Source organism: Geosporobacter ferrireducens (assembly GCF_001750685.1).
Lineage (GTDB): Bacteria > Bacillota > Clostridia > Peptostreptococcales > Thermotaleaceae > Geosporobacter > Geosporobacter ferrireducens.
Genome location: NZ_CP017269.1, coordinates 5,380,987 through 5,401,564 on the forward strand (window position 1 = coordinate 5,380,987; position 20,578 = coordinate 5,401,564).

At 37.0% G+C, this 20,578-nt stretch carries 15 protein-coding genes; 12 read left to right on the forward strand and 3 right to left on the reverse strand.

Translation table 11 applies throughout. The features are described 5' to 3' along the window. The first annotated feature begins 41 nt into the window (after window positions 1–41). From Gferi_RS25250 to Gferi_RS25305, 12 genes are all read left to right on the forward strand, one after another. On the forward strand, window positions 42–1,076 hold the full coding sequence (locus tag Gferi_RS25250) for a sugar ABC transporter substrate-binding protein (RefSeq protein ID WP_069980876.1): 1,035 nt from the start codon (window positions 42–44) through the stop codon (window positions 1,074–1,076). Between the two features lie 132 nt (window positions 1,077–1,208). Further along, complete coding sequence (locus Gferi_RS25255) at window positions 1,209–2,702, forward strand: sugar ABC transporter ATP-binding protein (RefSeq protein ID WP_069980877.1); 1,494 nt, start codon at window positions 1,209–1,211, stop codon at window positions 2,700–2,702. Beyond that, window positions 2,699–3,655: an ABC transporter permease gene (locus Gferi_RS25260; protein WP_069980878.1), complete on the forward strand. Its 957-nt coding sequence runs from the start codon at window positions 2,699–2,701 to the stop codon at window positions 3,653–3,655. The genes Gferi_RS25255 and Gferi_RS25260 overlap by 4 nt, the downstream gene beginning before the upstream one ends. Before the next feature lie 136 nt (window positions 3,656–3,791). Next, window positions 3,792–4,931, forward strand: coding sequence for a Gfo/Idh/MocA family protein (locus Gferi_RS25265; protein WP_069980879.1), 1,140 nt, complete (start codon window positions 3,792–3,794; stop codon window positions 4,929–4,931). Between the two features lie 54 nt (window positions 4,932–4,985). Further along, the gene (locus Gferi_RS25270) at window positions 4,986–5,981 is read left to right on the forward strand and encodes a sugar phosphate isomerase/epimerase family protein (RefSeq protein ID WP_069980880.1); all 996 of its coding nucleotides are present in this window, start codon (window positions 4,986–4,988) and stop codon (window positions 5,979–5,981) included. A 350-nt stretch (window positions 5,982–6,331) separates the two neighbouring features. Beyond that, complete coding sequence (gene lipB / locus Gferi_RS25275) at window positions 6,332–7,024, forward strand: lipoyl(octanoyl) transferase LipB (RefSeq protein ID WP_069980881.1); 693 nt, start codon at window positions 6,332–6,334, stop codon at window positions 7,022–7,024. Then, on the forward strand, window positions 7,024–7,872 hold the full coding sequence (gene lipA, locus Gferi_RS25280) for a lipoyl synthase (protein ID WP_069980882.1): 849 nt from the start codon (window positions 7,024–7,026) through the stop codon (window positions 7,870–7,872). Before lipB ends, lipA begins: the two co-directional genes overlap by 1 nt. Window positions 7,873–8,044: 172 nt before the next feature. After that, window positions 8,045–9,394, forward strand: coding sequence for a DEAD/DEAH box helicase (locus Gferi_RS25285; RefSeq protein WP_069980883.1), 1,350 nt, complete (start codon window positions 8,045–8,047; stop codon window positions 9,392–9,394). Between the two features lie 223 nt (window positions 9,395–9,617). Next, entirely contained in the window at window positions 9,618–11,519 is a 1,902-nt protein-coding gene (locus tag Gferi_RS25290) for a sigma 54-interacting transcriptional regulator (protein ID WP_069980884.1), read from the forward strand. A gap of 483 nt (window positions 11,520–12,002) precedes the next feature. Next, window positions 12,003–13,175, forward strand: a complete 1,173-nt coding sequence (locus Gferi_RS25295) for an NAD(P)-dependent malic enzyme (RefSeq protein WP_069980885.1) — start codon at window positions 12,003–12,005, stop codon at window positions 13,173–13,175. Window positions 13,176–13,216: 41 nt separating this feature from the next. Next, a complete protein-coding gene (locus tag Gferi_RS25300; RefSeq protein WP_069980886.1) occupies window positions 13,217–14,470 on the forward strand; it encodes a nickel-dependent lactate racemase family protein in 1,254 nt (417 codons plus the stop codon). A gap of 177 nt (window positions 14,471–14,647) precedes the next feature. Next, window positions 14,648–15,775, forward strand: a complete 1,128-nt coding sequence (locus Gferi_RS25305) for an enoyl-CoA hydratase/isomerase family protein (RefSeq protein WP_069980887.1) — start codon at window positions 14,648–14,650, stop codon at window positions 15,773–15,775. Between the two features lie 49 nt (window positions 15,776–15,824). On the opposite strand, the gene Gferi_RS25310 is transcribed toward Gferi_RS25305, so the two are convergent. The 3 genes from Gferi_RS25310 to Gferi_RS25320 are packed head-to-tail and all read right to left on the reverse strand — an operon-like array spanning window position 15,825 to window position 20,164. Beyond that, complete coding sequence (locus Gferi_RS25310) at window positions 15,825–17,186, reverse strand: citrate/2-methylcitrate synthase (RefSeq protein ID WP_069980888.1); 1,362 nt, start codon at window positions 17,184–17,186, stop codon at window positions 15,825–15,827. A gap of 12 nt (window positions 17,187–17,198) precedes the next feature. After that, a complete protein-coding gene (locus Gferi_RS25315) occupies window positions 17,199–18,221 on the reverse strand; it encodes an isocitrate/isopropylmalate dehydrogenase family protein (RefSeq protein WP_069980889.1) in 1,023 nt (340 codons plus the stop codon). A gap of 14 nt (window positions 18,222–18,235) precedes the next feature. After that, window positions 18,236–20,164, reverse strand: a complete 1,929-nt coding sequence (locus Gferi_RS25320) for an aconitate hydratase (protein ID WP_069980890.1) — start codon at window positions 20,162–20,164, stop codon at window positions 18,236–18,238. Window positions 20,165–20,578: the final 414 nt, after the last annotated feature.

Sequence of the window (20,578 nt, forward strand, 5' to 3'; positions counted from 1 at the left end):
TGGATTTAAGAATAAAACAATCATAAAAAAGGGGGAGAAAAATGAAAAAGCTGGTTAGCCTTTTACTTGTTCTTGTAATGGTTTTCACACTGGCTGCATGTGCGCCTAAACAACCGACAGGCGGGGATACTTCCGATGAACAAACTGCCAAGAAAGTATTAGGTGTTGTTATGCCCAATGCAACACATGGCTTTCTCGGGGAAAGTATTAAGCATGCTGAAGCAGAAGTAAAAGCTCTTGCAGAAGCGAATGGTTTTGACTACAAGTTTCTTACATCAAAAGAGTCCTCTGAGCAAAACAATCAGATCGATACCCTTATAAATGAAAAGGTTGATGCCATTGTGCTATGGCCTCACAATGGAGATGAGTTAAGATCTGCTGCACAATCTGTTATGGATGCAGGAATACCGTTAATCATCTATGACCGCTTAATCAATGGATTTACGCCAACGGCCACCATTATGGGCGATAATGTAAGCATTGGGGAACTAACTGGAAAGTATTTTAACAACTATTTTGCTGAAGAACTAAAGGCTGGTGAAGTACAAATTTTAGAATTTAAGGGGGATAATTCAACAGTACCACAGCAGAGGCATGATGGATTTTTGAAAACCGCAGACAAAAACTTTAAAATTGTTCAATCTTTCAGTACGGATTGGCAGCGGGCAAAGGCTCAGGATCAAATGGAAAACTTATTGAATACAAGTAAGCCGGAAGATATTGAGAAAATTAAAGCTGTTTTTACCCATGATGATGAGGTTGTCTTGGGAGTTTTAGATGCGATCAGTGGATACAAGGGACCTACTAAGTTGAATATAAAGCTAGTATCTGGTGTTGGGGCAAGAAGAGAGAATCTTGATACATTCAAACCTACATATGAAACACTGCAAGTAGATCAGGTTACATATGCTTTTTCGCCTGCATACGTCCGTCAGGCTGTTAAATTGGGCTTAGAAGTTTTGGAAGGAAAAACACTTCAAAAAGACTATCTGATTCCTACGGAGGAAGTTGATAGATCCAATGAAGAGGCATTCCGTAGCTCAGAAACATATAAAATTAGATATAGTATCCAGTAGATATTGATAAAATGAAGAGCTATTCTGAGTATCGACCGATAAATTTTTATCGGTCGATACCAATTATACAAGTACTTCATAAGTGTGTATATGTGTTTTATCTTAAAACTTTCAAAGATAGGCTGTGAAAAAATGATATTAGAAATGAAAAATATATCTAAATATTTTGGTCCGGTAAAGGCTTTGTCTGATGTTAGTTTTACGGTACGAGATTCGGAGATCCATGGTTTGCTGGGTGAAAATGGAGCCGGAAAGACTACATTAATGAATATTTTAGCGGGTGCTTTTCCGCCTTCGAGTGGACAGATTTATTTCAATGGAGAAGAAATCAAAGAGATGACTACGCGAAAATCTACAGCCTTGGGAATTCGATTTATCCATCAAGAGTTGAATCTTGTTAATGATTTAAAGGTTTATGAAAACCTATTTCTTGGAGAAGAAATAAAAAATAAGTATGGTTTTTTAGATAAAAAGACAATGATTAAAAGATCAGCTAAGGTTTTTGAACGTATGAAGGTGGAAATCGATCCGGAAGAAATGGTGGAATATCTTGAAACTTCAAGAAAGCAGCTGGTTGAAATTGCTAAAGCACTTCTTTTTGAATCAAAATTAATTATTATGGACGAGCCTACTACTGCGTTAACTAATAAGGAGATCCAATCCTTATTTGATATTATGAGAATCCTAAAAAAAGAAGGTGTAAGCATTATCTATATCTCGCATAAAATGCCGGAGCTTTTCGAGATCTGTGATGAATATACGGTTCTTAGAGATGGTAAGTTTATTGACTCAGGAAAATTCAAGGATATTAATGAGAAAAAGGTAACAGAGTTGCTGGTTGGGAGAAAAATTATAGATTTAGAGATTGAAGAAAGGACGATTTCTGATGAAGAACTATTGTCCGTAGAAGGTTTGACCTGTTCAGTTTTTAAAGATATATCCTTTAAGCTGCGATGCGGCGAGGTATTGGCTATCACTGGTTTGCACGGAGATGGGAGAAGAGAATTGGCTGAGGCTTTGTTTGGGGCACGCAAGGTTGATTCAGGTACTATATCCTTGCATGGAAAAGTGGTAGGCACCAGGAGTATTAAGAATGTAATGAACAGTGGTATTGCTATGGTTCCTAGAAATAGGAAAGAGCGAGCAATTATTAAAGATATGAATATATTAGACAATTTGTCTATCGCTTTTTTTGTAAATAGTCATAAAAATTTATTTATAAAAAGAGCAGATGAGATCAGACGATACACAAAGAACAAAGAAGCTGTGGGGATAAAAGCTGGAGATCCGCAGAACTTGATTACCTCCTTAAGTGGAGGCAATCAACAAAAAGTTATTATTTCTAGATGGCTGGAACTAGATTCAGATGTGTATATATTAGATAATCCAACACAAGGAATTGATGTGGGCGCAAAATTTGAAATCTATAAGTTAATAAGTAATCTTGCAAAAAAAGGAAAAGGATTGGTCGTTTTTAGTTCTGAATTCCCCGAGATATGGAAGATTGCAGATCGCTGTATTGTTATGTATAAGGGTGGAATAAATACAATCTTATCAAGAGAGCAGTTGAGTGAAGAAAATGTTATGTTCTATGCTACTGGCTCAAATTTGGAGGTGCAAAAATGAATATTGAGGATTATAAGACCAAACTACAAAAATTCTACAGCAATTATAGTTATTTGGTTTCTTTTGCAGTTCTATTTATCATTGCAACCGCCATTAATCCGAGATTTTTAACCTATACCAACTTATCTACTTTGCTAAAACAGGCTGCAATCATTGGGATAGTAGCATTAGGGATGAATCTTGTTATTATTGCAGGGATGATAGATTTATCTGTTGGGTCTATGGTAGCTTTAACTGCTGGGTTAGGTGTACTTGTGCTCAATCATACGGGTAGTATATTTTTGATGTTGATATTTTCAATGATTTTAGGGACTTTTTTGGGTTTATTTAATGGCTTGTTAGTTACAAAGGGAAGAATTGCTGCCTTTATTGTAACATTGGCTACTATGTCTGCTTATCGGTCAATTATTGTTCAGTTGGGTCAGGGTGGCCCCTTTAGTGTTGCTAGGGAGAAATTTGATAGTTTTCGTATTATCGCAGCGGGAGAGACTTTCTTGATTCCAAACCTAGCAATTATTTTTGTACTGATTACTGCAGCGATAACTATAGTTATGAATCAAACGAAGTTTGGGAGATATGTTTATGCAGTTGGCAGCAACGAGCATGCAGCAAAGCTAACGGGGATTAATGTGGATTTTATTAAAACCATGACCTTTGTAATAACGGGTTTTCTTTCTGGAATTTCTGCATTTTTACTGGCTTCCCGACTCACATCAATCACTGCACCTAACGCAGGTATGGGATTTGAGCTAGACGCCATCGCCTCTGTTGCAATTGGTGGGACAGCCATGTCTGGTGGTAGGGGTAAAATTGCAGGAACTTTCCTAGGGGCTATTATGCTCCAAATGATTAATAATATACTGGTGATCGCAAATATACCACCATTTCTTGAGGGTTTGGTAAAAGGAATTATTATTATTCTGGCAGTATTATTCCAAAGTAAGAAAAAGTAATTCTCCTAACAACTGTTATTGATACCTGTGGTGCAGGAAGTGCTGCAAATCCAGGTGTTGTACCGATCTTAGCACCAGGGATCAGGTAAAAGCAGGTTTGTTGAGAAAAAAGCAATGAATGAAGGGGGAAATAGGAATGAGAAAGTTCAAAGCAGGAGTAATCGGAATTGGGTTCATTGGCGTAGCGCATGTTGAAGCATTACGCAGGATTGGGAATATTGAAGTAGTAGCTATTGTAAACCCGAACGATGCAGCGGAAAAGGCAAAAATGTTGTGTGTGCCCAAGTGGTTTGACGATTATAGAGAAATGCTGGATACGGTAGATTTAGACGTAGTTCATATCTGTACGCCGAATCACACCCATTACGAAATTGCCATGTATGTGCTGCAAAAAGGAATACATGTTGTATGCGAGAAGCCTTTTACGACTACAGTAAAAGAAGCACAAGAGCTTGTGGCGATTGCAAAAGAAAAGGGGCTTATAAATGCCGTTAACTTCCACAATCGGTTTAATCCAATGATTTATCAGCTTAAAAAGATGATTCAAAATGAAGAATTGGGAGAAGTTTTTTCAATACATGGGGGCTACGTACAAGATTGGCTTCTTTATGATACGGATTATAATTGGAGAATAAATTCTGAGGAGTCTGGAAAGACCAGAGCAGTAGCTGATATTGGCTCCCATTGGATGGATACTGTGGAAAATGTTACGGGACTTAAAATTGTAGAAGTTTTTGCAGAGTTTACAACCTATCATAAGACAAGAAAGAAATTGTTAAGACCCATTGAAACATTTAAACGTAGTCAGGCAGCATCTGCTGATTACGAAGAAGTTCCTATTGATACAGAAGATATTGCATTCTTGCTTTTCCGTTTTAATAATGGTGCAAAGGGAAATGCTACAATATCTCAAATGTGTGCGGGCAGAAAAAATAAAATATCCCTTTTTATCTCTGGATCCAAACAATCTGCTGAGTGGGATTCGGAAAACCTCAACGAGTTATTTTTAGGTAGACGTGATGGCTATAACCAAATAATCGTAAAAGATCCTTCGATAGTACATGAAGGTACAAAGACAATCATCAGTTATCCCGGTGGACACGTAGAGGGTTTCCCAGATACATTCAAACAATGCTTTGCACAGATTTACCAATCTATTGAAGGGAATAGATCATTGAGGGATTTTGCGATCTTTGAGGATGGACTTAGAGGAATGATACTCTGTGAAAAGATCATGGAGAGTGTACAAATCGGTCAATGGGTTAAGGTAGAGTAGTTTATATAGAAGATTCATAAATTAAAAATCAATAAAAACTAAAGGAGGAGATTTATGAGCAGACCAGTTACTTTATGTACAGGACAGTTTGCAGATCTATCTTTTGAAGAGGTATGCAAAATTGCAAGTGAAATGGGTTATGATGGGCTTGAGATTGCCTGCTGGGGAGACCATATGAATGTTCGGAGAGCAGTCCTTGATGAAGCTTACTGCAAAGAAAGGTTGGATATTTTAAAAAAATATAATCTGAAGTGCTGGGCGATCTCAGGACATCTAGCAGGACAATGTGTTGGAGATGCATATGCTTATGATGTAAGACTGGATAATTTTGTACCAGATGAGCTCAATGGAAAGCCTGAAGCTATTGGCGAATGGGCAATCAAGGAGATGGAATATACAGCACAAGCCGCTCAAAATATGGGATGCTATGTGGTTACTGGTTTTATGGGTTCGCCTATTTGGAAGTACTGGTATTCATTTCCTCAGACTACAGAGGAAATGGTGGAGCAAGGATTTGATACGATCGTAAAGGTTTGGACACCTATATTAGATGTATTCAAAGCATGCAATGTTAAATTTGCACTAGAAGTACATCCCACTGAAATCGCTTTTGATTATTATACGGCTGAAAAACTGTTGGAAAAGTTCAACTTGCATCCAAGTCTTGGTTTTAATTTTGATCCCAGTCATCTTCTTTGGCAAGGTGTGAGTCCAGTTATATTCCTGCGAGATTTTAAAACCCATATTTATCATGTGCATATGAAGGATGTAGCGGTTAGATTAGACGGTAAAGCCGGGATATTAGGTTCGCACATGAGCTTTGGAGATCTGCGCAGGGGATGGAATTTCCGTTCCTTAGGACATGGAGATGTTCAATTCCCTGAAATCATTCGTGAACTGAATGCAATGAATTATAAAGGTCCCCTCTCTGTAGAGTGGGAAGATAGTGGTTTAGATAGAATGTTTGGTGCAAAAGAGGCCCTCGAATTTGTGAAAAAAATCAATTTTACTTCCTCTAATATTGCCTTTGATGACGCAATGAGAGGTTAAGAAGTTTTAAAAATAGTTTATATATCATAGATTAACGCCATTACAACCAAATGTATTTTTGTAGGGGCAGGCCTTGTGTCTGCCCGTTTTTCGGAACAACAGGGGCTGTTCTCTACAAGTATGTTCCATTTTAGAAGCGTTTATATTTAAAAAGAAGTGACGAATAAGGCCGTCACTTCTTTTTAAATCTACGTAGCATGAAAAAGTTGTTTAAAGTAGTAGATATTTCTTTACATCAATATATTAAACAAGATATACTTGTTTTAATTATGAGGATAAATATAGGGTTACATAACAGTATGGAAATAAATGCAAATGTTAATTTGGGATCAAATATATGGAGGTAGGTTATGAATATCAATGTTGTATACTTGGGTAAAAAGGATTATCAAGAAACCCTTGTAATACAGGAAAGACTCCTACTTATGAGACAACAGGAAAAAATTATTGATACACTTATTCTTGTGGAGCATCCTCCGGTTTTAACCTTGGGAAGAAGAGGTGAGCATACAAATATTGTTGTTTCGAAAGAAGTTCTTGAGAAACAAGGAATATACATATACGAAGTGAACAGAGGAGGAGATGTAACTTATCATGGTCCTGGACAACTTGTTGGATATCCTATTTTCGATCTTAATAATTATGATCGAGATATAAAAAGTTTTGTTATAAGAATTGAGCAGGTTATTATTAGTCTTCTAAAAAATGAATATGATATTGAAGCCTATATAAAGGATAAAAAATATACAGGGGTATGGGTAAATGAAAAGAAAATAACTGCTATTGGTATCGCTGTGAAACGTTGGGTTACGATGCATGGGTTTGCTTTTAATGTAAATACGAATCTTGAACACTATCATTGGATTAACCCTTGTGGAATAACTGATAAAGGGGTAACTTCATTAGAAAAGCTTCTAGGAAGATCCCTGGACTTAGAAAAGGTCAATCTACAAGTGGTTCATCATCTCTGTCAAGTTTTTGATTGTTCAGCTATCTTTAAGGATAAAGAATGGATTCGGCAAATAACAGGAGGATTAGAGTGATGCATAAGACCAAGCCAGACTGGTTGAAAATAAAAGTTACAGGTGGAGAAAACAGGAAGCAGGTCGAAGAGATTCTCAACAGATTATCCTTACATACTGTATGTGAAGAGGCAAATTGTCCAAATCTCATGGAGTGTTTTTGTAAAAAAACAGCCACTTTTATGATTCTAGGGAATGTGTGTACACGAAAATGCACATTTTGCAATGTTATGAAAGGTTCTACATTACCAATAGATCCAGATGAACCCTTGAACATAGCAAAAGCGGTAAAAGAATTAGGCTTAAAGCATGTTGTTATCACCTCTGTAACAAGGGATGATTTACCCGACGGCGGTGCAGAGCACTTTGCGAACGTAATAAGAGAGATAAGATCCATCGATAGACATGTTGCTATTGAGGTTTTGATACCAGATTTTCTCGGAGCTTTAGATTCGCTCAGACAGGTTATCTCTGCAAAACCCGACATTATCAATCATAATATTGAAACCGTATCTAGACTTTACCCATCAGTTCGTCCAATGGCTGTCTATAGCAGATCACTAGAGCTGTTGAAAAATGTTAAAGAGATGGATCAATCTATATTAACGAAATCAGGTATAATGGTAGGATTAGGTGAGGAGCAAGATGAAGTTATAGAGGTTTTTAGAGATTTGAGAATGAATAGATGTGATATGCTTACTGTAGGACAATATCTAGCACCCTCTAAAAATCATCATCCTGTTTCTGAATATGTACATCCAGAAATATTTGATCAGTATAAACAAATCGGGGAAGAAATGGGTTTTTATCATGTGGCATCTGCACCTTTGGTTCGGAGCTCTTATATGGCAGATAAAGCTATATTGTAGTTTAAGTTGAACATATAGAAGGTCGGGATAGCCTCTTAAAAAGCTTGCATGAAATACTTGTCTTATCTAGTAAGATAGGACAAGTATTTTACTGTTATATGTTATGTTAACAATTTTGAATTTATTCAACCATATAGGATCATAATAATTTTAAAAAAGAAAGGTAATGAATATGAAGAATAATTTTTATTCACTTGGAATTAGTACGGAAATAGTAGATTTATTAAAGGAAAATGGTATAACCGAACCGACATCAATCCAGATGCAGGCAATTCCCATGCTTTTAATGGGAAAAGATATTATTGCTCAAGCGCAGACTGGAACGGGGAAAACTCTAGCTTTTATTTTACCAATGATGGAAAAAATAGATGTAAATAAAACGAATGTACAAGCATTGATTATTACACCAACCAGAGAATTAGCGATACAGATTACGGCAGAGACGAAGAAGCTTGCCGCTGAAAAAAAAGTAAACATACTGGCAGCCTATGGTGGACAAGATGTAGAGCAACAAATCAGAAAACTTAAAGGAAATATACATTTGGTAATTGGCACCCCAGGACGTCTCTTGGATCACCTTAGGAGAAAAAGCATAAGCCTTGCGCAGCTTGAAATGCTTGTATTAGATGAAGCAGATCAAATGCTGCATATGGGATTCTTAAAAGAGGTTGAAGATATTTTACGCCAGACACCGAAAAACCGTCATACTATGTTATTCTCTGCAACAATGCCAAAAGGAATTCGGGCAATTGCCTCACGCTACATGAAAGAATCTATTCATATTCGTGCACAGAGTAAGAATATAACTCTGGATGAAATCAAACAAATTGTCATTGAAACAACTGATAGGGGTAAGCAAGATGCGCTTTGTAAAGCTATTGACGAGTATAAGCCTTTTATGGCAATCATTTTCTGTCGGACAAAACGGCGTGTCACTGCTCTTAATGAGGCATTGCAGCAGCTTGGATATAATTCTGATGAACTGCACGGTGATCTGACACAAGCAAAACGGGAAAAGGTAATGAATGCTTTTCGTAAAATCCAAATACAGCTTCTGGTAGCAACGGATGTAGCGGCCCGTGGACTGGATATAGAAGGAATGACCCATATATTTAACTATGATATTCCGCAAGATGCAGAAAGCTATATCCATCGCATCGGACGTACGGGACGGGCGGGACAGAGTGGTGTTGCAATTACTTTTGTAACACCTAGAGACCGTGAAGCGCTAAGTTTGATTGAAAAAGGGATTGACATGCAGATAGAAAGGAAGAAAATTGCTAAGGAAGTCGACCGTAGAGAGAGTAAACTTAGAGATGTTGAAACAAGAGGCTATGGTAAGAAAAAACCATTAAATAGCGCCCGCGATAAAGGATTTGGAGGAAATAAAACCTCAGATAAGAGAAGTGCGCGTAGTGGCAAAGCAAAAGATGGTAATCGGAGACCCGATAATAAAACCGCAAAAGGAAAAAGCCTGGGAATGACTAAAAGCAAGACCCACCATCGAGGAAAGAAATCGTAAATAAAAAATGCTGTATTCTTTATTATAAAGATACAGCATTTTTTATTTATAGGATTTTACGGAAGATTATCTAAAATAAACCTTCATATTTAAAACCTAGGGAATTTAGACGAATTATGGGATAAGCCCCCTAAAATCTGATAAAATTACTTGTAAGGAGGAGAAACTCAATTTTAATATAGAAGGATATCTAAAGAACGTTTGATAAGAGGAGATTGATGTGATGAAAATAGCATTTATAGCACCATATGAGGAGTTAGCTGACTTAGTAAAAGAAACCTCTCAACAAATGGAAATAGACTTGGATGTTTTTGAAGGCGCTTTTGAAGCTGGTGTTAAAATAGCAACGGTCCTTGAGAAAGAAGGATATGATATTATGATTAGTCGTGGTGCAACCTATTCTCTGATATCAAAAAGCGTTAAGGTGCCTGTTTTAAATTGTGCAATAACCTCTTTTGATATATTGTATGCAGTTGAGGAAGCCAGGAAGTTATCAAAAACAATAGGCCTTATTCTATCTGAATCCGTGGCTTTTAACGCACAACTATTATCGGAGATATTCCATGTGGACTTATTATACATGACTTCCTATGAAAAAAGTACAGAAGCAATTACCTTAGTAGAAAAAGCAGTAGAAGCAGGCGCTGAGGTAATCATAGGCGGAATTCTGACAAAACAGCATGTGGAATCATTAGGACGTCAGGGAGTACTACTTAAAACTGCACAGGAGACTGTAAGGCAAGTAATACAAAATGCAGTGGAAATCATTCACATTGCAAGACAGCAAATGCTAGAGGCGGAGAGAGTAAAGCAAATCATCCACTTTGCGCATGAAGGGATCATTGTTACTGATCCAGAAGGAATGGTTACAGTATTTAATCCTGCAGCAGAAAAAATTATGGATATTAAGGCGTCGGATATAATAGGTAATAGAGCAGATCAATTTATTCCTACTACGGGTTTGATCAAGGTATTACATACAGGAGAAAGTCAGGTTGGAGAGATTCAAAAACATAATAATAGTACGATTATAGCGAATAGAATACCGATTATTATAAAAGATAAGGTGCAAGGCGCCGTAGCTACTTTTAAAGATATAAGTGAAATTCAGGATATTGAAATGAAAATTCGTTCGGAAATATACAAAAAGGGCCTGGTTGCTAAATATACTTTAGAACATTTTGTAGGAAAGAGTGAATCTGTAAAAAAATTGCTATCAAAAGCTAAAAAGTATGCTGCTTCAGATTCTACGGTCCTGATTCATGGTGAATCCGGCACTGGAAAAGAAATTTTGGCTCAAGGCATTCATAATGAGAGCAAAAGAAAGAACTATCCTTTTGTTGCAGTGAATTGTTCTGCAATACCGGAGCATCTATTAGAAAGTGAACTTTTTGGGTATGATGAAGGTGCTTTTACCGGTGCCAAAAAAGGTGGAAAGATGGGACTTTTTGAATTGGCACATAAAGGTACTATTTTTTTAGATGAAATAGGCTCTATGTCAAAGAACTTGCAAGGAAGCTTGCTCAGGGTTTTGCAAGAAAAAGAAGTTTGGCGCGTTGGCTCCAATAGAGTTGTTCAAATTGATGTACGCGTTATTGCTGCAACGAATAGAGATTTGCTTAAAGAGGTGGAAAAAGATTTATTTAGGAGAGATCTTTATTATAGGCTGAATGTTTTGAAGCTGCAAACCGTACCCCTTCGAGAGAGAAAAGAAGACATTCGTGAATTGTTGGAATATTTTATAGAGAACTATGCTGATCAGAAATTTATTCAAATTAATTCTGATTTTATCAGTAAACTAACAGAATATCATTGGCCTGGAAATGTAAGGGAATTGCAAAGCTTTGTTGAAAGATTGGTTTTGCTGGGAGACGAAGAGGACTCTGAAAACATTTTATTTGATTTTGTTGATAAGCAAATTAATTATAACAGTGATGATCAAAAAATGTGTTTGAAAGATACTTTCAACATAAAAAAAGATACGTTAAGAGAGATGGAAAAGGAAATTATTTTAAAAACTTATATAGAATATGGAGAAAATATGACAGTTACAGCTGAAATGCTGGGAATGAGTCGTACCACAATGTGGAAAAAGCTAAAGGAATATAAAATGTTAAGAAAATAAACGAACAATAAAACGAACGTCAACTTAGTTAACGTTCGTTTTATTGTTTCTTCTTAATAAAGCAAGCATATTACTTTAGAATATGTTGGCATATATATTGCGTGTATAAATCCAAATGATTGCGCAAAATCTTTAATAAAGAATTTATATAGTCAATTTTTGCTGCAAATATTTTACCGCAAGGTTCCTAATCGTTATCCAAATTTTGCATAAAAATTATAGTTATATTATTATATAAGGAAGGGGGTTGTATATGAGGATGATAATTGTAAAAAAAATTTTGACTGCCCAACAGGGCTACAGACTGTTGGATAAAAAATATTACAGAACTGGAAACGTATAGATGCAGTTAAGTTCAGAACATATTATAGGTATTATTCATACAGGAGAATTTATATTTTATCTGGAAGAATCAAGAAGCAATTAAAAAAGAAGGTCATAAACCTTTATTATAAAATTAAATGATGATGTGGAGGATGTAAAATGGATATTAAAAAAGAAGCAATAAAAAAGCATGGAGAGTGGAAAGGAAAAATAGAAGTTGTTAGTACTGTTCCCCTTGGAAATAAGCAGGATCTGTCTTTAGCTTATACTCCCGGTGTAGCAGAACCTTGTCTCGAAATAGAAAAGGACAGAAACCTAGCTTATGAATATACGAGAAAATGGAACCTCGTTGCTGTTGTCACAGACGGAACAGCAGTTTTAGGATTAGGAGATATTGGTCCAGAAGCGGCTATGCCGGTAATGGAAGGAAAATGTGTGTTATTTAAAACCTTTGCTGATGTGGATGCATTCCCAATCCTTATTGATACAAAGGATACAGAAAAAATTATTGAAACAGTAAAGCTAATTTCTCCAACCTTTGGTGGAATAAATTTAGAAGATATTGGTGCGCCAAGATGTTTTGAAATTGAGGAAAGACTTAAAAAAGAATTAAATATTCCTGTGTTTCATGATGATCAACACGGAACAGCAATTGTGGTAATTGCAGGGGTTATCAATGCATTAAGGCTAGTGAAGAAAGATGTGGAGGATATAGCGGTTGTTGTAAATGGAGCAGGGGCTGCAGGAACTGCGATCACAAATATGTTGATCAATTTAGGTGTAAAAGACATCTTATTATGCGACAGACAGGGAATACTTTATCCTGGAGCTCCTGATAATGATCCGCACAAGGAAGACATGGCAAAGATAACAAATAAGAACAAAAAACAAGGATTATTAAAAGATGCCATGGAAGGAGCCGATGTATTTATCGGAGTTTCCGCAGCAAATACGGTAACAGAGGAAATGGTTAAGAGAATGAATCGTGATGCAATTGTTTTTGCAATGGCTAATCCTGTTCCGGAGATTATGCCTGACTTGGCAAAGAGAGCTGGTGCCAGAGTAGTAGGAACCGGAAGATCTGATTTTCCAAATCAAGTAAATAATGTTCTTGCTTTCCCTGGTGTATTTAGAGGTGCATTAGATGTTAGGGCAAAAGAAATCAATGAAGAGATGAAATTAGCTGCAGCGCAAGCGATTGCAGCGTTAATTGCTGAGGAAGACCTTCATGAAGAATATATTATACCTGATGCATTCGACCTGAGAGTGGCTGACAAAATCGCGAAAGCTGTAGCACAAGCAGCAATAGACACAAAGGTTAGTCGGATCTAGCAGATCAGGATTCAAAATTAATTTCAGAAGGAAGGATTAGAATGGAATTTATATTGGGGTTCGATAAGAAAACCATGACATTTAAGATTGATCAAAATAATTTAATGACTGTATTAGAGCCAAATAAGATCAACATAGAAAGCAGCGGCGTTGCAGAGGTTAAAAGGTCTCTGCTTGAGCCGATCGGATCACCTAGACTAAAGGAGATTTTAAAAACAGGAGAAAAAGTTGTTATTATTACGAGTGATATTACAAGGCCGATGCCGAGCAAAGTTGTTTTGCCGATACTTTTAGAGGAACTTTATGAAGCTAATATTTCTGACAAAGATATCAAAATCGTATTTGCTCTTGGAAGTCACAGAAAGCATACAGAAGAGGAAAAGAAGTACCTTGTAGGGGAAGCTATTTATGAAAGAATTGAATGTATTGATTCTGATGTAGAAAATTGCATAAATCTTGGACAAACTTCCCTGGGTACACCTGTAAATATCTTTAAGCCTGTGGCAGAAGCAGACAGAAGAATCTGCTTAGGCAATATAGAATATCATTATTTTGCAGGATACAGCGGCGGGGCAAAGGCAATCATGCCTGGTGTTGCCACCAGAGAAGCTATTCAAGCCAACCACAGTATGATGGTAAGAAAAGATGCAAAAGCAGGAACTTTAGAGGACAATCCTCTCAGAAGAGATATTGATGAAATATCAAACTTTTTATCAATTGATTTTATACTCAATGTAGTCCTTGATGAGAAAAAGAATATTATCAAATCTGTAGCAGGACATTATTTGGAAGCCCATAGAGAAGGCTGTAAATTCCTAGACCAGTTATATAAAATCTACATGGAGCAGCCAGCAGATATTGTAGTTGTTTCACCTGGAGGTTTTCCAAAAGATATAAATGTGTACCAAGCACAAAAAGCATTGGATAATGCCCAACACGCTGTTAGGGATGGAGGAATTATTATATTGGTAGCATCCTGTAAGGAAGGGCTAGGAGAACACACCTTTGAACGTTGGATGACTACCTCAAACTCTCCGGAAGAAATGATTGTTAATATACAAAAAAAATTTGAATTGGGGGGGCATAAGGCAGCTGCAATTGCCATGGTGCATCAGCGGGCAAGGATATTCCTGGTTTCCGATTTAGAGGATGATTTTGTAAGGAAGATATTCCTTGAACCTTATAAAGAGGTAGAAACTGCATTGAAAAGTGCCTACAGTATTTTAGGAGAAGATGCAAAGGTTTTGGTGATGCCTTATGGCGGATCAACATTACCTGTAGTCAACAAGGCTTAGTAAAGTAGTGTTGTCAAGTCAGCAGAAAGCAGGGAGGTTAGTAATATTTCTCTGCTTTCCTATTTATGAGTGGATGATTTAATTAGAGTTGATTATAATAAGATTATATGTACATACAGCGTCTTAACTATTGTATAAAATGATGAAGATAAATATTAATTAAAGGCGGTACAATTTATGACGGGTAATTCTGAAATTTTATATCATGTAAGCAAGGGTGTCGGTTGGATCAAATTTAATCGCTCCCATGCGTTAAATGCACTTTCCTTTGAGATGATTGAGAGCCTGTATAAAGTTTTGCAGAAATGGAAAAATGATGACTGCGTAGCCATTATTTGTATCGAAGGGGAAGGCGACAAGGCTTTTTGTGCAGGAGGGGATGTAAGAGCATTATATGACTTAAGAGATTCTAATGTTGAAGAATATGCCCTAAAGTTTTTTTCTATGGAATATCGTATGAATATGACCATGCATACCTATCCAAAACCCATACTGGCTTATATAAATGGCATTGTCATGGGTGGGGGCGTAGGTGTTTCCATGGGAGCAAGCCACAGAATCATTACAGAGAAAACGAAATGGGCAATGCCAGAGATGAACATTGGTCTATATCCTGATGTAGGGGGCAGTTATTTTTTAACGAGAATGCCAGGTTATGTTGGTCGTTATTTGGCATTAACTTCTGTTACGATTGGGCCAGTTGATGTTTTATATGCAGGTGCTGCAGACTATTTTATCGATAGCCGTGCATGGGGTGATGTTAAGGCTGTAATCGAAGGAATGACTTGGATTAAGGATTCTGCAGAGCTGCAGTTAAATGTTTTGCTTGCTGTATCCCAGCAAGTGATATCCTCTAAAAATTTTCAGATGAATTTATTAAATGAATCTACCTTAGCTTTGACTGAAGAAAAAATAACAGAGCATTTTGCCCTTGAAAGAATTGAGGATATTATTTCCAGATTAGAAGCATCCGCAGAAAATGGAGATCTTTGGGCAAAGGAGACTTTAGATATACTGCTGGAAAAATCGCCTACTTCTTTAAAAGTGACCCTTCAGCAGCTTATAAAAGGTGAAAAAAAGAATTTGTTCGATTGTTTTATGATGGAATTAGAGATGAGCATGAATTTTATGAAGAGCCACGATTTCTATGAGGGCGTTAGAGCTGTATTAGTAGATAAGGATAGAATGCCCAGATGGAAGCCGAAGACTCTGTCAGATGTAGCAGAAGAAGATATATCTGCATTTTTTACATACCGCTGGAAAAATGGACAAAATCCATTAGAAGAGTTTTCTTCAATGTTCTAGTTAAAGCATAAAACAGCGTCCAAAAGGGCGCTGTTTTATAGTAAACGGATTATTTCTTTCTCTCTGCTAAAAGGGTATAGGCAATGTTTGGACCGGTGTTGGCGTAAGCAGGACGAATGATTTTATTATCACATACCAGCTGCTCAATCCGGTGCGCACACCAACCTGAAATTCGTGCGGCTGCAAACAGCGGTGTATATAATTCAGGCGGAATATTCAACAGCTCATAAACAAAGCCGGAATATAAATCTACGTTAGCACAGATGGTAAAATCTTCTCCCTTGAGTTCTTTAAATAATTCTAGTGATAACTCTTCGATATTTTTGTATAAATTAAATTCTTCAACACGATCCTTTTCTATTGCCAATTCCAAAGCTTTACTTTTTAGCAATACTGCTCTGGGATCTGATTTTGTATAGATAGCGTGACCCATACCATAGATCAAGCCTTCTCCACTAAAGGCTTCTTTTCTAATAATCTTCCATAAATAATCCTTTAATTGATCCCGATTGCCAGTATCGGACACATTAGCCTTAATATCTTCAATCATTTCACGAACCCTAATATTAGCACCACCGTGTTTAGGCCCTTTTAGGGAACCGACAGCTGCAGTGATGGCAGAATAAGTGTCTGTTCCTGATGAGGATACTACGTGGGTTGCAAAAGCAGAATTATTTCCACCCCCATGTTCTGCGTGAATGACAAAGGATAAATCCAGAATTTCTGCTTCTGTAGAAGAGTATTTATTATTCGGACGAATCATAAATAAAATATTTTCAGCAGTACCGATCCCTTTTTGCGGTGAATGGATGAATAAACTCTTTTTGTTGAAATAATGTGCCTTTGCCTGATAACCATAAGATATTATCGTTGGAAAACGAGCAATTAGCTGAATGCATTGTCTTAGTACATTTGAAATGCTGGTATCGTCTGGATTTTCATCCTGTGAATAGAGTACCAGGATACTTCTTTGCAATTTATTCATGATATCTTTGCTGGGGATTTTTAAAATCATATTTTCTGTAAAGCTGCCAGGCAACTCCCGTTCTTCATCTAAAATCCGGTTAAATTCCTCTAATTCCAGCTTGGAGGGCAGCACGCCGAATAAGAGTAAATAAATACACTCTTCAAAACCTCTTCTTTTTTCATTTTGAAATCCTGAAACGAAGTCTTCGAGATTGATACCTCTGTAATAAAGCTTTCCTGCTGCAGGAACCTTTACCTGATTTACCAGTTCATAGCCCTGAACGTTGCCTACACTAGTAAGCCCGACAATGACACCGGTTCCATTCTCATTGCGGAGGCCCCTCTTTACATTATGTTGTTTGTACAAATCTGGATGAATAAAATTGTTTTTTTCGGCCAATTCGGCTAATCGGGAATAAGCGCGATCATGAAATAAACTGGTCATTGTACAAGCCTCCTATGCATTGATATGATTTTTTATTGTCAACATGTGATCGATAATAGCATTGGACATTTCTGTTGTTGTAGCATTTCCACCTAGATCCTTTGTGATATATTTTCTTTGCCCGATGACTTCCTTTACAGCTTTACAGATCAAATCGGATTTGTTTTTTTCTCCCAGGTATTCCAACATCATTGCACCAGATAGAATAATTGCCGTAGGGTTGGCTATGTTTTTTCCGGCAATGTCAGGCGCACTGCCATGAACCGCTTCAAATATGGCCATGTTATTTCCTACATTTGCACCTGGAACTAATCCTAAACCACCAACTAGACCCGCACATAGATCGGATAGAATATCGCCATACAGGTTTGTCGTTACAATTACTTCAAATTGTGCCGGATTCATGACCAGCTGCATGCACATATTGTCAACAATTACCTCTTGGAGTTGAATCTGCGGATACTCTTTTGAAACCTCCCTAGCACAGGCTAGAAATAGTCCGTCGGTCAGTTTCATAATGTTGGCTTTATGGACCACGGCAACTTTTGATTTGTTATTTGTTTTTGCATACTCAAAGGCAGCTTTGATAATCCTTCTGGAACCTTTTTCTGATATCTGTTTTGTAGCTTCGGCAGTAGTTGGTGTTGTCATTTTTTCAATACCGATATATAAATCTTCTGTATTTTCACGGAAGATGACAAGATCAATATTTGAAAAGGGAACCTTTATTCCAGGAAGTGTTTTCACAGGGCGAATATTTGCATATAAATCATATTTCTTCCGAAAGTGTACATTAATGCTCTGGAATCCTTTGCCGATAGGCGTTGTGATAGGACCCTTTAAAGCAATTTTATTTTTTTCAAGACTTTCAAACACGTTTTCAGGGATGAGTGTACCTTCCTGCTCATATACTTCTAATCCTGCATTAACAATCTCCCAATTAACGGGGACAGATGTGGCCGCTATAACATTTTTTGCGGCATCAACGATTTCTGGGCCAATACCATCTCCTGGTATAAGTGTAAGTTTATACATAAAATCACCTTCCTTTAAAAATTTGATTGTTTTGCGTAGTTTAAATATCCTCCAGCAGCAAGAATTGCTGCATCTCTTTCAGAACCGGTAAATTGCAGAGGAATAAGAATTTCTTTTGTTTTGTTATATAACGTTATGCCTTTATGATTTTTTAGACCGCTAAGGACTTCACTAATTCGTAAATCGTCTAATTCATCAAGGCATAAATAATCTTTTTTATTTACAAAAGTAAGGGGCAATATACCTGCATTAATTAGATTTGCTTTATGAATTCGTGCAAAGGATTTGGCAATGACAACTTTTATTCCAAGATAAAGCGGTACTAAAGCTGCATGTTCACGGCTGGAGCCTTGACCATAATTTTCTCCGCCGATGATGAAACCGCCATTGTATTTCTTGGCAACAATATGAAAGTCATTAGCGATAGTCCCGAAACAGTGTTTTGAAAGCTCTGGTATATTCGATCTAAATGGAAGCAGTGCTGCATGAGAAGGTATAATATCATCGGTAGTCACATTATCTTTTGTCTTTAACAATATCTTTCCTGTCATTGTAGATGCTAAGGGCTCATTTACCGGGAAAGGCTTAATATTGGGGCCCATAACAATTTCATGGTCGGCTCGATGTTCACTGGGATATATAAAGTAGTGATTAGAAACATGATATTGTTTTGGAATCTCAATGACAGGTTTTTCGCCATAAAGGGAAGGATCCGTTATAAAGCCTGTTATGGCAGAGCAGGCAGCAGTTTCAGGACTTACAAGAAAAACACTGGCATCCTTTGTGCCACATCTGCCTTCAAAGTTTCGGTTAAAAGTTCTCAAGGATATAGCTTTTGATTTAGGTGCTTGCCCCATACCGATACAAGGACCGCAAGCTGCTTCAAGAATTCTTGCACCTGCATGGATGAGTGTTCCAAGAGCACCGTTATCCGACATCATTTTTAGTATACTGCTTGATCCGGGTGAAACTACCAAGCTAACATCCGGATGCACTTTCTTTCCTTCTAATATTCTAGCAACCTTCATCAAATCCGTATAAGATGAATTTGTACAACTGCCAATGGCTACCTGATCAATTTTTGTAACTTCAATATCTCTGATAGCTTTTACATGATCAGGGCTGTGAGGCATAGCGCACATAGATGTTATTTCATCAAGGTTAATTTGCATTTTTTCATCATAATGAGCATCTGAATCTGCTGTCAAAGGAACAAAATCTTGGCTTCGTCCTTGTTTTGTCAGAAAATCCTTTGTGATTTCATCGCTTGGAAAAATGGAAGTAGTGGCACCAAGCTCTGCTCCCATATTAGTGATCGTTGCACGATCTGTTGCAGACAGGTTCCGGATACCTTCTCCGGAATATTCAATTATGAAGCCAACACCACCTTTAACACTTAACCGTTTTAATATATATAAGATAACATCCTTTGCAGAAACCCATGACTGAAGACTGCCAACAAGTTCAATATTCATTACCTTAGGCATCTTAAAGAAATAATAGCCTTTTGCCATAGCTACTGCTACATCCAAACCGCCTGCACCTATGCTGAGGGTGCCTATTCCACCACAGGTTGGAGTATGACTGTCAGATCCGATAAGTACTTGGCCGGGCTTTGCAAATCTTTCTAAATGCAGTTGATGACAGATTCCGTTTCCGGGTTTTGAATAGATGATTCCATATTTGGCTGCACAAGTTTTGATGAATTCGTGATCATCTGCATTTTCAAATCCTGCTTGGAGTGTATTGTGGTCGATATAAGCTACAGAAAGCTCTGTCTGTATTTCTTGTATGTCCATAGCGGCTAGCTGCAGATAAACCATTGTACCAGTAGAATCCTGTGTTAAGGTTTGATTAACCTTCACGGAGATTTCGGAACCATCTGTCAGATTGCCCGAAAGTAAATTTCTTTCCAATATTTTATAAACCAAACTCTTACCCAAATAATTCAACTCCTATCTCTATAAAAGTATAATTGCATACAATTATACAAAAATAAATTAAGGTATGTCAAGAGTGAAATGATGTATAAAAAAATAATTATAGATAATAAATATGCAATCAATCCGATATAAAATCCAGTATAATTTTATAATAAGTATTAGAGGATGTATAAATATGAATAATGGATTATTATGATCTGCCTGTATACAACCATATAGGGGCATTATTTGAAATTGAGATAAAACCGGTGCTATGCTTCAAGATTATGGATAGCTGCCATGGAAGACGACCTGGAATAATATTACATTAGGATTAAAGGCAAGAGGGGTTAGTGCCGATGAAATATATGAAAATATATTATGAATGTTTGGACGATGGTGGATTATCTGGATATGTTCTCCGGAATATTGGTA

Bases quoted from the DNA above. Each gene is read 5' to 3' on its own strand.
- Gferi_RS25250 (WP_069980876.1), top strand. From the start codon at position 42: ATGAAAAAGCTGGTTAGCCTTTTACTTGTTCTTGTAATGGTTTTCACA.
- Gferi_RS25255 (WP_069980877.1), top strand. From the start codon at position 1,209: ATGATATTAGAAATGAAAAATATATCTAAATATTTTGGTCCGGTAAAG.
- Gferi_RS25260 (WP_069980878.1), top strand. From the start codon at position 2,699: ATGAATATTGAGGATTATAAGACCAAACTACAAAAATTCTACAGCAAT.
- Gferi_RS25265 (WP_069980879.1), top strand. From the start codon at position 3,792: ATGAGAAAGTTCAAAGCAGGAGTAATCGGAATTGGGTTCATTGGCGTA.
- Gferi_RS25270 (WP_069980880.1), top strand. From the start codon at position 4,986: ATGAGCAGACCAGTTACTTTATGTACAGGACAGTTTGCAGATCTATCT.
- lipB (WP_069980881.1), top strand. From the start codon at position 6,332: ATGAATATCAATGTTGTATACTTGGGTAAAAAGGATTATCAAGAAACC.
- lipA (WP_069980882.1), top strand. From the start codon at position 7,024: ATGCATAAGACCAAGCCAGACTGGTTGAAAATAAAAGTTACAGGTGGA.
- Gferi_RS25285 (WP_069980883.1), top strand. From the start codon at position 8,045: ATGAAGAATAATTTTTATTCACTTGGAATTAGTACGGAAATAGTAGAT.
- Gferi_RS25290 (WP_069980884.1), top strand. From the start codon at position 9,618: ATGAAAATAGCATTTATAGCACCATATGAGGAGTTAGCTGACTTAGTA.
- Gferi_RS25295 (WP_069980885.1), top strand. From the start codon at position 12,003: ATGGATATTAAAAAAGAAGCAATAAAAAAGCATGGAGAGTGGAAAGGA.
- Gferi_RS25300 (WP_069980886.1), top strand. From the start codon at position 13,217: ATGGAATTTATATTGGGGTTCGATAAGAAAACCATGACATTTAAGATT.
- Gferi_RS25305 (WP_069980887.1), top strand. From the start codon at position 14,648: ATGACGGGTAATTCTGAAATTTTATATCATGTAAGCAAGGGTGTCGGT.
- Gferi_RS25310 (WP_069980888.1), bottom strand. From the start codon at position 17,186: ATGACCAGTTTATTTCATGATCGCGCTTATTCCCGATTAGCCGAATTG.
- Gferi_RS25315 (WP_069980889.1), bottom strand. From the start codon at position 18,221: ATGTATAAACTTACACTTATACCAGGAGATGGTATTGGCCCAGAAATC.